Source organism: Caulobacter soli, assembly GCF_011045195.1.
GTDB classification, from domain to species: Bacteria; Pseudomonadota; Alphaproteobacteria; order Caulobacterales; family Caulobacteraceae; genus Caulobacter; species Caulobacter soli.
In genome coordinates this window covers 2,666,408-2,679,779 of the sequence record NZ_CP049199.1, presented here as the reverse complement: position 1 = coordinate 2,679,779, position 13,372 = coordinate 2,666,408, and the positions used below count along the sequence as shown (strand labels likewise).

Here is a 13,372-nt window from a genome sequence, read left to right as displayed (position 1 = left end):
GGGTCGCGCTCAAGGTTCCAGCAAGAGGGCGACCCATGTCGGATGAAACGCGCAACGAAGGCCAGACGCGACGCGGCCTGGTCACCCGTAGAAGCGCCCTCGGCGTCGCCGGCGGCCTGGCGATGGCGAGCGCGGCGGTCAGCGTGAGCGAGGCTCAAGCCCGAGCCGCCAAGCCGGGCCCGGCCACGGGCGTTCCCAGCATTCTCTATCCGCACGAAAGCCCCACGCGCTCGACCAAGAGCCTGGCCGCGACCTGGCGTTTCCGTCCCGATCCCAAGGACGTGGGCGAAACCGAAGGCTGGCAGAAGGGGCTGAAGGATTTCCGCCTGATCCCGGTGCCGGCCAGCTGGAACGACATCTTCGACGACGTGCGCAACTACGTCGGCTCGGCCTGGTACGAGACCGACTTCCGCGTCGACAAGGGCTGGGCCGGCCAGCGCATCCATCTGCGTTTCGGCTCGGTCAACTACACCGCCAAGGTCTGGCTGAACGGCAAGCTGCTGGGCGGCCGTGTCGGCGGCCACCTGCCGTTCGCCTTCGACATCACCGACGCCGTGTCGCTGGACGGCGACAACGTGCTGACCGTGCTGGTCGAGAACAAGATCCAGCTGGATCGCGTGCCCGCCACGCCGGACACCGCCCGCTGGCACATGCACACCGTCCACTTCCCGCAGACGGCCTACGACTTCTTCCCCTATGCCGGCATCCACCGCCCGGTGCTGCTGTTCACCACGCCCGACGTCCACATCAGCGACGTGACCGTCAAGACCAGCCTGGACGGCAAGGTGTCGATCGACCTGGAGGCCAGCGCGCCCTGGTCGGGCAAGGCCAGCGTGACGATCGCCGACGACAAGGGCGAAGCGAAGGGTTCGGTGACGCTGAGCGGCGGCAAGGGCTCGACCGTCGTGACGCTGAAGGGCGCCCGCCCTTGGAGCCCCGAGGATCCGCACCTCTATACCCTGACGATCCGCCTGGAGAACGGCGCGACGCCCGACGAGTACGCCTTCAAGATCGGCGTGCGCACGATCGAGGCCAAGGGCGACAAGCTGCTGCTGAACGGCAAGCCGGTGTTCCTGCGCGGCTTTGGCAAGCACGAGGATTTTCCGATCCATGGCCGCGGCCTGGACGTTCCTTCGATCATCCGCGACTTCGAGCTGCTGAAGTGGATCGGCGGCAACAGCTTCCGCACCTCGCACTATCCCTACAGCGAAGAAGCGATGATGCTGGCCGACGAGCACGGCTTGCTGGTGATCGACGAGACCCCGGCCGTCAGCCTGGTGTTCGCCGACCCGCCGGAGATCCAGGAAGCGCGCTCCAAGCAGCTTCGGCAGGACATCATCGACCTGGTCCGTCGCGACAAGAACCACCCCTGCGTGATCCTGTGGTCGCTGGCCAACGAGCCTTTGATCAAGCCCTTCCATACGACCGATCCCGAGCCGGCCGGCGGCAACGAGACCGGCCTGAAATTCTTCACGCCGCTGTTCGACCTGGCCCGCCAGCTGGACAACACCCGGCCGGTGACCATCGTCAGCGTCCAGGGCGGTTCGATGGACTGGCAGGCCCTGGGCGACGTGATCTGCACCAACTCCTACCAAGGCTGGTACTCGCTGTCGGGTCAGCTGGACCTGGCCGAGGGGGCGCTGAAGAACGACGTGGCCAAGCTGCGGGCCCGCCATCCGAACAAGCCGATCATGTTCACGGAGTTCGGCGCCGACGCGGTGGCCGGCATGCACGCCCAGCCGCCCGAGATGTGGACCGAGGAATACCAGGCCGACATGGTGGAGATGTATATCCGGGTGCTGGGCGAGTATCCGTTCATCTTCGGCACCCATCCCTGGGCCTTCGCCGACTTCCGCACTTCGCAGAGCATCATGCGGATCGGGGCGCTGAACCACAAAGGCTTCTTCACCCGCGAGCGGAAGCCCAAGCTGGTCGCTCACCGGGCCCGCGCGCTGTGGAGCAAACCCGCCAAGGTCTAGCGGTCAGCGCGCCGCGATCTGCGCGGCCGCGCCGTCGATCAGCAGCGCCAGTCCCGCCTCGAACAGCCGGGCGTGACCGGCGCCGCGATAATGCGCCAGGGCCTCCGCCAACAGCGGATGGCCCTGGGCGGCCGCGTCGAGCTCGGCGCCGCGTCCCGGACTCTCTGGAGCGTCGGCCTGTTCCTCCAGCACGCAGCCGACCACGTAGTGGCTGACCGCGACCAGGAGCTCCATGGCCCGGGTCGCTGACACGCCGGTATCGGCCACGAGGAAGGCTAGCTGGGCTTCGACCTGGTCCAGGTCGCCGGGATCGGCCTCGGTGCCGGCATGCACCCGCGCGCCGTCGCGATAGGCCAACAGGGCGCGCCGGAAGCTGCGGGCGTTCTCGCGCAGGTAGGTCCGCCAATCCTCGCCGGCCGCCGGCCCGCGATGGGTGTGACCGCGCGCCAGGATCTCGACGTTCATGGCGTCCAGCAGGGCGCGCTTGTTCTTGAAATGCCAGTAGAGCGCGGGTTGCTGCACACCCAGGCGGTCGGCGATCAGCCGGGTGGTCAGGCCGTCGACGCCCTTTTCGTTGAGCAGGTCGAGGGCGACCTCCACGATCCGCTGCCGATCCACCTTCATGCCGCACTCCGCCTCACAGGTCTTGACCTTATCGCTGATAAGGACTTTATCGATGATAAAGTTTGCGAGGCGAAGATGAAAAAGGCGCTGGGCGTCATCCTGACCACCGTGACGCTCGACGCGATCGGCGTTGGCCTGGTCCTGCCGATCATTCCGCGCCTGCTGCGCGAGGTGGGCCATACCAGCGATCTGGGCTGGCGGTTCGGGGCGTTCCTGGCGTTGTACGCCCTGATGCAGTTCGCCTGCGCGCCGATCCTGGGGGCGTTTAGCGACCGGTTCGGTCGACGGCCGGTGCTGCTAGTCTCGCTGGCGGGGGCGGCGATCGACTATCTGTTCCTGGCCCTGGCGCCGTCGTTCTGGTGGCTGTTCGTCGGTCGGGCCATCGCCGGCATGACCGGCGCCAGCGGCGCGGTGGCCTCGGCCTATATCGCCGACATCACGCCGGCCGAGCACCTGACTCGGCGCTTCGGCTATATGAGCGCCTGCTTCGGCCTGGGCTTCATCGCCGGGCCAGTAATAGGCGGCCTGCTGGGCGACGTCTGGGTACGGGCTCCGTTCCTGGCGGCGGCGGCCTTGAACGGTCTGAACTTCCTGGTCGCGTTGCTGATCCTGCCGGAATCCCACGAGGGCAGGGGCGGCAAGATCGCGCTGTCCAGCTTCAATCCCCTGGGCCCGCTGCGCTGGGCGTTCAGCTTTCCGGCCCTGCTGCCGCTGCTCGCGGCCTTCCTCATCCTGGCCGTCGTGGGCGATGTCGGCGGCACGGTCTGGGTGCTGTATGGCGAGGACAAGTTCGCCTGGAACGGCTTGACGATCGGCGTCTCCCTGGCGGGCTTCGGCCTGTTCCACGCCCTGGCCCAGGCCTTCGTGGCGGGGCCAGTCAGCGAGCGTTGGGGCGAGAAGCGGGCCCTGGCGATCGGCATCGTCGCCGACACCGCGGCCTATGTCGCGATCGCCCTGGTCACCCAAGGCTGGATGGCCTTTCTGCTGTTCCCGTTGTTCTGCCTGGGCGGGATCGGCGGCCCGGCCTTGCAGTCCTTGCTGTCGTCGCGAGTGGGCGAAGCACACCAAGGGCGTCTGCAGGGCGTGCTGGCCAGCGTGAGCGGCGTCTCGTCGGTGATCGCCCCGCTGCTGATCAGTCAGGTCTACTTCGCCTCGCGCGGCGTGTTCCCCGGATTGGTCTGGCTGGCCGGCGCGGCGCTCTACCTGCTGTGCCTGCCGGTGTTCTTCAGCCGGGGGCTGAAGGCTCCGCCGGCCAAGGTCGCGGCCTAGGGACGAACCCGCTTCCTTTTTCCGTTTTGCCCGATAGCGCGCGGACTCTAGGCTGGTCAGACTCGAGAATCTGACGCGCACGGAGCATCAGGCGTGACCACGACGATCTACGGCATCAAGGCCTGCGACACGATGAGGAAGGCGCGGGACTGGCTGGACGGTCACGGCGTCGCCTACGCCTTCCACGACTACAAGACCGTGGGCATCGATCGTCCGCGTCTGGAGGCGTGGAGCAAGGCCGTGGGCTGGGAAGTCCTGCTCAACAAGGCCGGCACGACGTTTCGCAAACTGCCCGACGCCGACAAGGTCGGCATCGACCAGGCCAAGGCCATCGACCTGATGCTGGCCAACCCGTCGATGATCAAGCGGCCGGTTCTCGCGACGGGCGATCAACTGCTGGTGGGATTCAAGCCAGACGTGTACGCTCGCGCCGTGGATTCGGGGGGCTGAATGGACGCCCAGATCGATCTGGTCATCTTCGACTTCGACGGCACGCTGGCTGACAGCACGGCCTGGGCCATTCGCGCCGTGCGGCCGCTGGCCGAGCGCTTCAAGTTCAAGGCGGTGACCGAGGACGAGATCGCCATGCTGCGCGGCCGAACCAGCCGCGAGATCATCGACTATCTGGGCCTGCCGCTGTGGAAGGTTCCGCTGGTCGCCGCCCACGGCAAGAAGATGATGGCCGCCGAGGCCCATGCGATCCCGCTGTTCTCGGGCACCGGCGACCTGCTGCGCGGCCTGTCGGCGGCGGGGCTGCGCCTGGCGATCGTCAGTTCGAATTCCGAGGCGACGATCCGCTCGATCCTGGGCGCCGACCTGGCGGGGTTGGTCGACCATTATGGCTGCGGCGCGGCGATCTTTGGCAAGGCGGCCAAGTTCAAGGCCGTGGTCAAGGCCGCGCGGATCGCCAAGGACCGCGTGCTATGCATCGGCGACGAGACCCGCGACATCGAGGCGGCGCGCGAAGCGGGCCTGGCCTGCGGCGCCGTCGACTGGGGCTACGCCACTCGCAGCGCCCTGGTCGACCACGGCCCGACCATGATGTTCTCGGCCATGGACGAGATCATTTCGCGGGTCGCCGCCTCCAATCCACAGCTCGGCGCCGAGTAGCCGTCGAGGCCGCATCGCGCGGTTTTCCCGCGTTGGGTCACGCTTGGCGCGCGCCTTACGAAAGTTTCATCTGACCCGGCGCCTCCAATCACCCTGGCCCAGGTCTCTTACCTACAGAAGGCGAGGGCGAGACGCCCACCGCCGAACATTCGAGGGGACTAGGTCATGGACTTGGGAATTTTGGTTCCGCTGGCGCCGTTTCTGATGGTCGCGGCGATCGTGATCGTGCCGGCGTGGCTGCGGACGCGCGAGCGCCGTGAAATGCAGGCCACCGTTCGGGCCGCCATCGACAAGGGGCAGCCGCTGCCGCCCGAACTGATCGAGGCTCTGTCCAAGGACGTGCGCCCGAAGGTGGCGTCTTCGTCGCATCGCGACATGCGGATCGGCGTGGTCCTGCTCTTCGTCGCCGGTGGCGTCGCCCTGACGGCCTGGGCGCTCGGCGGGATCAACGACTATGCGATGTACGGCACCCTGGCCGGCGCGGCCATTCCGGGCATGATCGGCCTGGCCTTCGTCATTCTCAGCTTCTTCAACCCCAACAAGCGTCCGCCGGAAGTCTGAACGCGAGCGCGGGGAAGAGGGGACGCGAATTCATGGGCGCCGAACGTCCACCCACCGGCCACGACGTCGAACTGGCCGCCCTGGCGGCGGCTGGCGATCGACGGGCCTTCGGCGAGTTGGTGCGCCGCCACGGCTCGACCGTGCGGGGTCTGCTGCGCCGGCTGGGGGCCGATCCGGCCACCGCCGACGACATCGCCCAGGACGCGTTCCTGGTCGGCTACGAGCAGATCGCCGACTATCGCGGGGAAGGGGCCTTCGCGGGCTGGATCAAGAGGATCGCCGCGCGGCTCTATCTGCGGAAGGCCAAGCGCGACGCGCGCTTCGTGCTGACCGAGGCCCCGGAGGACGAGGCGCCGGTCGGACCGGACGGTTCCGCCGCCAGCGCCGATCGCCTGGACCTGGACGAGGCGCTCAAGCACCTGTCCAAGGCCGAGCGCGTATGCGTTTCGCTTTGCTATGGGGCCGACTGGTCGCACGCCGAGGCGGCCGAGGCCTTGAACATCCCTCTTGGGACGGTCAAATCCCATGTCAAACGTGGTCTGGATAAACTCAGAGCCCGGATGGCCCCGCCGTCCGAAAGCGCACCGAACGACTCCGCGAGGAGAGAGAGCCGTGGCTGACCTGGATTTCGAAACCCAACTCTCGCGGCTTTACGGCCAGGCGCCGGTGTTTCGTGACGCCGAGCTGTTCACCCAGCAGGTGACCGGCAAGCTGGACCGCGGCTGGGCGCTGCGCCGGGTGCTGATCGGTGCGACGGGCGTCGTGGCCGGAGTGGCCGCCGCGGTCCAACTGGTCGGGGCGCGGTTCGCCAGCGAATTCTCGCAGATGTCTCAGGACAGCGCGCACCAGCTCTATGCGAGCCTGGACAAGGTGGTCGACCGCTACGACCAGTTGTTCACCCTGGGCGGCGGCGAGACCCTCTGGCTGGGCGTGGCCCTGGTGGTCCTTGCGCTGGGCTTCGCCGTGACCCGGCTCGTCGACGAGGTCTAGCCGCGGTTTCGGCAAGGTTTTCAACGATCATGTTGCGGCGCCGTACGATCTGGCGGAAAACGGCACGCGTTTTTCGCTGGAGTGCTGATCCTGTCCGCCCATCGTGAAGAAAAGGTCCGTCGTCTGGCGGCCCCCGACATCGCCGCGCGCAAGGGCGGCGAACCCATCGTCTGCCTGACCGCCTACACCGCGCCGATCGCCGCGGCGCTGGACGAGTCGTGCGACGTGCTGCTGGTCGGCGACTCGCTGGGCATGGTGGTCCACGGCCTTCCCAACACCGTGGGCGTGACCATGGAAATGATGATCCTGCACGGCCAGGCGGTGATGCGCGGCTCGCGCAAGGCCATGATCGTGGTCGACATGCCGTTCGGCTCCTACGAGGGCGCGCCGGAAGAGGCCTACGCCAACGCCGTGCGGATCATGAAGGAGACCGGCTGCCAGGCGGTGAAGGTCGAGAGCGGTCCCACCGTGCCGGCCACCATCGCCTATCTCGTGCAGCGCGGCATTCCGGTCATGGGCCACATCGGCCTGCGTCCCCAGGCGGTGCTGGTCGACGGCGGCTTCAAGGCCAAGGGCAAGGACGAGGCCGGCCGGCTGAAGGTGCTGGAGGAAGCCCGCGCCACGGCCGAGGCCGGCGCCTTCGCCGTCGTGGTCGAGGGCGTGGCCGAAGGGCTGGCGCGCGAGGTCACCGAGGCGATCGCGGTCCCGACCATCGGCATCGGCGCCTCGGCCGGCTGCGACGGCCAGGTCCTGGTGGTCGACGACATGCTGGGCCTGTTCGACTGGACCCCGAAGTTCGTGCGCCGCTACGCCGACCTGAAGAGCGAGATCGAGCGCGCCGCCGCCGACTACGCCCGGGACGTCAAGGCGCGCACCTTCCCGGGCGAGGCCGAGACCTACTACGCCAAGAAGGGGTAGGGGACTCTCCTCCCGGTTCCGACCCGTTGCGGCTGGCCCAGACACGCTATAGGTTCGCCGCCTCGGTGGGTTCGCTCACCATGGTTTTCATTTCGCGCGTCGATCCTGGAGCGATCCGGTGTCGGCGCCTCTGGGCGCGGTATCGCCCCTATCGGAGCCTCGTTCGTGGTCGATGTGTTTGACGAGGTCGAAGAGCAGCTGCGCTCCGACCGCTACAAGTCCCTCGCGCTGAAGTCGCTGCCCTGGGTGGGCGCGCTGGCCGCGGTGGCGATTCTGGGCGCGGGCGGCTGGGCGGGCTGGACAAGCTACCAGCAGAGCCAGACCGACAAGGCTACCGAAGCCTATCAGACGGCCCTGACCACCAGCCAGAAGTCGGGACCCGTCGCGGCCTTCCCGGCCTTCGAGGCGATCTCCAAGACCGGTACGCCGACCTACAAGGCCCTGGCCCTTTTCCAGATGGGCGGCGCCCGCCTGGAGCAGAACAAAACCGCCGAGGCGGTGGCCTATTTCGATCAAGCGGCCAAGCTTTCGTCCAATCCGGTGCTGGCCGACCTCGCCGGCCTCAATTCCGCCTTGGCGCTCCTCGACACGGCTCCTTACAAGGACGTCGAGGCGAGGCTGACCCCGTTGATGGGCGAGAAGAGTCCCTATCGCGTACAGGCGAAGGAAGCACTGGCCTTCGCCAAGCTGCGGGCCGGCGATCTGGTCGGCGCGCGCGGCGACTTCCTCGTGCTGTCCAGCTCGCTCGACAACTCCTCCGACGAAATTCGCGAGCGGGCTCGCGGCGCCATGGCCATGATCGATTCCGGCTCCGCCAAGGATCTGCCGGCCGTGGTCAAGGCCGCCCTGGCCCTGCCGCCGACCGCCGCGCTTCCGCCCGGCCCGCCAGCCGACGCCGCCCCCAATACCGCCCAATGAGCCGCCGCCCCATGACGACTAAGCGCTATCTGCTCCTCACCGCGATGATGACCGCCGCGGTGTCGGTGGCCGGGTGTTCGACGCTCTCGAAGATCAATCCCTTCGACAAGAAGGAAGCCAACAAGACCCTGGCCACTCAGGGGCAGCGGATCTCGGTCATCGCCTTCGACCAGAAGGTCGAGGCGGCCGAAGCGCTGAAGGGCGCCGACTTCTACCTGCCCGAGCCCACGGTCCAGGCCGACTGGCCGCTGCCGGGCGGCAACGCCGAGCAGTCGGTCGAACACGTGGCGGCCGCCGCCAACTTCGACATCGCCTGGCGCAAGGGCTTCGGCCAAAAGGCCAACCGCAAGTATCACGTCACCGCCCCGCCGATCGCCGCCGACGGCAAGATCTTCGTGATGGACGGTGAAGCCACCGTCGTCGCCATGGACGCTAAGAGCGGTTCGACGATCTGGCGCAAGGACCTGCGCCCGGCCAAGGCTCCGGGCAAGAAGCACGGCTTCATGGGCATCGGCGGCAGCGCGGCCGACCGCACCGGCTTCGGCGGCGGCGTCGCCTACGCCAACGGCAAGCTCTACGTCTCGTCGGGCTTCCGCTTCGTGGCCCAGCTGGACGCCGCCACCGGCGCCGAGGCCTGGCGCCAGTCGACCAGCACGCCGATCCACGCCGCGCCGACCGTTTCGGACGGCCGGGTGTTCGTGATCTCGACCGACAACGAACTGCTGACCTTCAACGCCGCCGACGGCGCGCCGGGTTGGACCTACCAGGCCCTGATCGAGCCGGCCCGCATCCTGGGAGCCACCAGCCCCGCGGTCAGCGGCGACACCGTGGTGGCTGGCTTCGCCTCGGGCGAACTGGTCGCCCTGCGCGCCACCAACGGCAACGATCTGTGGAGCGAGGCCCTCAGCCGCGCCAGCCGCACCAACGCCCTGTCGGAAATCCGCGACATTGCCGGTCGTCCGGTGATCTTCAAGGGCGACGTCTTCGCCGTCAGCCACTCGGGCGTGTTCGCCGCCACCGACCTGCGCACGGGCCAGGCCCGCTGGAGCCTGCCGGTCACGGCCATCACCAGCCCCTGGGCGGCCGGCGACGTGGTCTTCGTGGTCGACAAGGCCGGCCAGGTGATCTGCGTGTCGCGCGAAGCCGGTCAGGTCTATTGGATCCGCGATCTCAACAACACCGACAAGCTGAGCAAGAAGCAGAAGAAGAAGCGCGCCAAGCACCCGCTGCTGTGGTCGACGCCGATCCTGGCTTCGGGCCGACTGATCACCGTGTCGAGCGAGGGTCAGGCCGTGGCCCTCAACCCCAAGACCGGCGAGACGCTGAAGACCCTGAAGGTCGGCCAATCCGTCCTGCTGGGGCCGATCGCCATGGGCGACACGGTCTATGTGGCGACCGACGAAGCCGATCTGATCGCCATCCGCTAGGCGTCTTTGGGTCGCTCCCGGCCCTACAATCCGAGCATCGCGAACCCGGGCTGGTCCTTACCAGTCCGGGTTTGTCGCTTTTGTCCCCGAAATCGACTAATCACAGCCCATGCCTTTGAAACTCGCCATCGTCGGCCGCCCCAATGTGGGTAAGTCGACCCTGTTCAACCGTCTGGCCGGCCGCAAGCTGGCCCTGGTCGACGACCAGCCCGGCGTCACCCGCGACCGTCGCTTCGCCCACGGCCGCCTCGGCGACCTGGACCTGGAGCTGATCGACACCGCCGGCTTCGAGGACGTCACCGACGAAAGCCTGGAAGCGCGGATGCGCGCCCAGACCGAGCTGGCGATCGAGGAGGCCGATGTCTCCCTGCTGGTGTTCGACGCCCGCGAGGGTCTGACGCCGCTGGACAAGATCTTCGCCGAGATCCTGCGCAAGCGGAACAAGCCGGTGCTGGTGGCGGCCAACAAGTCCGAGGGCAAGGCCGGCGACCATGGCGCGGCCGAGGCCAACGTGCTGGGCCTGGGCGAACCGATCCAGATCAGCGGCGAGCATGGCGAGGGCATGGCCGAGCTCTACGCGGCCCTGATCGCCATCGCGCCCGAAGAGCTGCAGGGCGAGCACGACGAGCTGGGCGACGACAAGCCGATCAAGATCGCCATTGTCGGCCGCCCCAACGCCGGCAAGTCGACCCTGATCAACCGCCTGATCGGCGAGCAGCGCCTGCTGACCGGTCCCGAGGCCGGCATCACGCGCGACTCCATCTCGGTGGATTGGATCTGGGGCGACCGCAAGGTGCGCCTGGTCGACACCGCCGGCCTGCGCAAGAAGGCCAAGGTCAACGAGAAGCTGGAAAAGCTCTCGACCGGCGACACCATCCGCTCGATCACCTTCGCCGAGGTGGTGCTGCTGGTGATGGACGCCACCCACCCGTTCGAGACCCAGGACCTTCAGATCGCCGACCTGGCCGAGCGGGAAGGGCGCTGCGTCGTCTTCGTGCTGGCCAAGTGGGACCTGGTCGAGGATCCTGGCGCGACCCTGAAGGGCTTCGTCGAGCACGCCGAGCGCATGCTGCCGCAGCTGCGCGGCACGCCCGTGATCGCGCTGTCCGGCGAGACCGGCAAGGGCGTCGAGCGCCTGATGCCGGCCGTGCTCAAGAGCCACAAGGACTGGTCGACCAAGGTCAAGACCCGCGACCTGAACGACTGGCTGCAGATGGCCATGCAGCGCCACCCGCCGCCCAGCGTCGGCGGCAAGCGCATCAAGCCCAAGTACATGGCCCAGACCAAGGCTCGTCCGCCGACCTTCGTGCTGTTCTCCAGCCGCGCCGACCAGATGCCCGAGCAGTATCGGCGCTACCTGATCAACAGCCTGCGCGAAAGCTTCGACCTGCCGGGCGTGCCACTGCGCATTACCCTGAAGTCGGGCGCCAACCCGTATGCCGAGGGCGAGGCCAAGGGCCACTCGGGCAAGGGCAAGCGCGAATTCGAGCGGCGCGAACGCGAGGCCGAACGCATTCGCGCCTCGCGCAACACCGTCAAGAAGTCGGTGCGCGTCGCCGAAGCCGCCGCCGCGGCCGCGGCTCAGGCCGCCGGACTGCCCGTGCCGGCTCCGAGCACCGGAAAGCCGGTCTCGAAAGCCGCGAAGGCCTCCAAGGCGCCCAAGCCCGCCGAGGTCGTGGCGTCGCCGGCGGCTGAACCCGGCAAGTCGGCGGTCAAGTCGGTGAAGAAGATGGGCCCCAAGGCCCAGAAGAAGTCGACCACGCCCAGCTACAAGGTCGGCTTCAAGGCTGCCGGCGGCAAGAGCGCCGGCTCCAAGACGGCGGTGCGCCGTCCGGTGGCCGGAGCGCGCACCGTGCGCGGCAACAAGGCGCCGCCGAAGGGGCGCTAGGCGCCTCTGAGTCGGTTGTGCATGGCGGTGGCGGCGATGGCCGCCTCGCCCTGGGCCGTGGTGATCTGGTTGAGCCCGCGCACCATGTCGCCGGCGGCGTAGAGGCCCGGGATCGAGGTCTGCTGATGGTCATCGACCACCAGCCGGCCTTGGTCGTCGTGGCGGGCGCCGGCCGCCAGCGCCAGCTCGGTGCGGGGCGTGACGCCCAGGGCGCTGTAGAGCGCGTCGAACTCCACGCGGCCCGGACCCGAGAAGCATAGGGCGCGCGGCCGGTCGGGCTGAAGCTCGACGCTTTCGATCGGCGCCTCGATCAAGGTTACGCCCGCACGGGCCAGCTGGTCGCGTTCCTCGGCGGGCAGGGCGTTGGGCGCAGCGATGTGGATCAGGGACAGCCGGTCGGTATAGGCCCCCAGGAACAGGGCCTCGCGCGCCCCCAGCGGTCCGTGACCGATCACGCCGACCCGCTGGCCGGTGACTTCGAAGCCGTCGCAGATGGGGCAGATCCGCAGCAGGGTTCGGCGCACCGCCGCATCGACGTCCGGCAGGTCCGGGGCGTTGTCCTCGACCCCGCAGGCCAGCAGGACGGTCCTGGCGCGTAGCGGCTCGCCGTCGACGGTCAGGGTGAAGCCGTCAGGCTCGACCGCGAGAGCCTCGACCGCGCCGGCCTGGATCCGGGCGCCGTAGCGAAGGGCGTGCCGCCGCTGCAGGTCCAGCAAGGCCTCGCCGGACACGCCGTCCGGGAAGCCGGGATGATTGTGCGTCGTCGGTATCCAAGCCGCGCGACTGGCGCCGCCGTCGATGACCACCACCTCGCGCCGGAAGCGCGCCATGTACAGGGCCGCCGTCAGGCCGGCCGGACCGCCGCCCACGATCACGGCATCGAGCTGTGCCGCGCTCATGCCGGGACCGCGCGCGGACGTAGGGATCGGATCATGGGAAAGCCTCCCGAGCCTAGACGCGCGAGGAGGCGTGCGGTTGCACTGGAACGACGCGGCGGACGGCCCCATTTCCTCGGCATGACCACATGGCAAGCCAACCTGTTCGATGATCTGGCGATCGGGCCGCCAGGGTTTGTCTATCGCGCCGACCAGATCTCGCGTGATGAGGAGGCCGCGCTCGTCGCGAACCTCGGCCGGCTCGACCTGCGCGCTTTCGAGATGCAGGGCCACCAGGCGCGACGCCGCGTGGCCTATTTCGGCGCGCGCTACGATGCGGGCACGGGCGGTCTGGATCAGGGAGCGCCGATCCCGGACTTCCTGCAGTCGCTACGCCGCAAGGCGGCGGGTCTGGCTGGGCTGGAGCCCGACGCCCTGGTCCACGCCCTGGTCAACGAATATCCGCCGGGCGCGCCGATCGGCTGGCACCGCGACAAGGCGGCGTTCGGCCAGGTGATCGGGTTCTCGCTGCTGTCGCCCGGCGTTCTACGTTTTCGGCGACCGCACGGCGCGGGCTGGGAACGACAATCGCTGACCCTGGAGCCGCGCTCGGCCTACTGGCTGGCGGGCGAGGCGCGCTCGGTCTGGGAGCATAGCATCCCGCCGGTCGAGGCCCTGCGTTATTCGGTGACGTTCCGCACCCTGGCCTGAAACGCGAACGAACCTCCCGCCAGGGGAGGTTCGCCGTTACGCCTACAAAGCGCGCCGGGAGGGTCGGGGTGGGGGGGACATCGACCCACCCGGCGCATTCAC

At 68.4% G+C, this 13,372-nt stretch carries 14 protein-coding genes; 12 read left to right on the top strand and 2 right to left on the bottom strand.

The genetic code is table 11. The features are described 5' to 3' along the window. Window positions 1–35: 35 nt before the first annotated feature. Window positions 36–1,979, top strand: a complete 1,944-nt coding sequence (uidA, locus tag G3M62_RS12510) for a beta-glucuronidase (RefSeq protein ID WP_165187464.1) — start codon at window positions 36–38, stop codon at window positions 1,977–1,979. A 3-nt stretch (window positions 1,980–1,982) separates the two neighbouring features. On the opposite strand, the gene tetR is transcribed toward uidA, so the two are convergent. Then, the gene (gene tetR, locus G3M62_RS12505; protein WP_165187462.1) at window positions 1,983–2,603 is read right to left on the bottom strand and encodes a tetracycline resistance transcriptional repressor TetR; all 621 of its coding nucleotides are present in this window, start codon (window positions 2,601–2,603) and stop codon (window positions 1,983–1,985) included. Between the two features lie 75 nt (window positions 2,604–2,678). Between tetR and tet the strand changes: the two genes are divergently transcribed. From tet to der, 10 genes are all read left to right on the top strand, one after another. After that, a complete protein-coding gene (gene tet / locus G3M62_RS12500; protein WP_165187460.1) occupies window positions 2,679–3,872 on the top strand; it encodes a Tet(A)/Tet(B)/Tet(C) family tetracycline efflux MFS transporter in 1,194 nt (397 codons plus the stop codon). Between the two features lie 93 nt (window positions 3,873–3,965). Continuing rightward, window positions 3,966–4,322 (top strand): ArsC family reductase, encoded by a 357-nt coding sequence (locus tag G3M62_RS12495; protein ID WP_165187458.1) that lies wholly within the window; start codon window positions 3,966–3,968, stop codon window positions 4,320–4,322. Beyond that, window positions 4,323–4,982 carry an HAD hydrolase-like protein gene (locus G3M62_RS12490; RefSeq protein ID WP_165187456.1) on the top strand — a complete coding sequence of 220 codons (660 nt, stop codon included), beginning with the start codon at window positions 4,323–4,325 and terminating at the stop codon, window positions 4,980–4,982. A gap of 165 nt (window positions 4,983–5,147) precedes the next feature. Next, window positions 5,148–5,543, top strand: coding sequence for a DUF6249 domain-containing protein (locus tag G3M62_RS12485; RefSeq protein ID WP_165187454.1), 396 nt, complete (start codon window positions 5,148–5,150; stop codon window positions 5,541–5,543). Between the two features lie 32 nt (window positions 5,544–5,575). Further along, window positions 5,576–6,163, top strand: a complete 588-nt coding sequence (locus G3M62_RS12480) for an RNA polymerase sigma factor (RefSeq protein WP_165187452.1) — start codon at window positions 5,576–5,578, stop codon at window positions 6,161–6,163. After that, a complete protein-coding gene (locus G3M62_RS12475; protein ID WP_165187450.1) occupies window positions 6,156–6,533 on the top strand; it encodes a hypothetical protein in 378 nt (125 codons plus the stop codon). The genes G3M62_RS12480 and G3M62_RS12475 overlap by 8 nt, the downstream gene beginning before the upstream one ends. A 90-nt stretch (window positions 6,534–6,623) precedes the next feature. Continuing rightward, complete coding sequence (gene panB, locus G3M62_RS12470) at window positions 6,624–7,451, top strand: 3-methyl-2-oxobutanoate hydroxymethyltransferase (RefSeq protein WP_165191302.1); 828 nt, start codon at window positions 6,624–6,626, stop codon at window positions 7,449–7,451. 165 nt (window positions 7,452–7,616) lie between these two features. Then, the gene (locus G3M62_RS12465; protein WP_165187448.1) at window positions 7,617–8,369 is read left to right on the top strand and encodes a tetratricopeptide repeat protein; all 753 of its coding nucleotides are present in this window, start codon (window positions 7,617–7,619) and stop codon (window positions 8,367–8,369) included. Between the two features lie 11 nt (window positions 8,370–8,380). Next, window positions 8,381–9,796, top strand: a complete 1,416-nt coding sequence (locus G3M62_RS12460; protein WP_425483779.1) for a PQQ-like beta-propeller repeat protein — start codon at window positions 8,381–8,383, stop codon at window positions 9,794–9,796. Window positions 9,797–9,905: 109 nt separating this feature from the next. Further along, the gene (gene der / locus G3M62_RS12455) at window positions 9,906–11,684 is read left to right on the top strand and encodes a ribosome biogenesis GTPase Der (RefSeq protein WP_165187445.1); all 1,779 of its coding nucleotides are present in this window, start codon (window positions 9,906–9,908) and stop codon (window positions 11,682–11,684) included. On the opposite strand, the gene G3M62_RS12450 is transcribed toward der, so the two are convergent. Next, window positions 11,681–12,583, bottom strand: a complete 903-nt coding sequence (locus G3M62_RS12450; protein WP_165187443.1) for an NAD(P)/FAD-dependent oxidoreductase — start codon at window positions 12,581–12,583, stop codon at window positions 11,681–11,683. The two genes, der and G3M62_RS12450, sit on opposite strands and share 4 nt — an antisense overlap. Before the next feature lie 117 nt (window positions 12,584–12,700). Here G3M62_RS12450 and G3M62_RS12445 point away from each other — a divergent pair, with 117 nt between their 5' ends. Continuing rightward, on the top strand, window positions 12,701–13,270 hold the full coding sequence (locus G3M62_RS12445; protein WP_165187441.1) for an alpha-ketoglutarate-dependent dioxygenase AlkB: 570 nt from the start codon (window positions 12,701–12,703) through the stop codon (window positions 13,268–13,270). The last annotated feature ends 102 nt before the right edge of the window (window positions 13,271–13,372 follow it).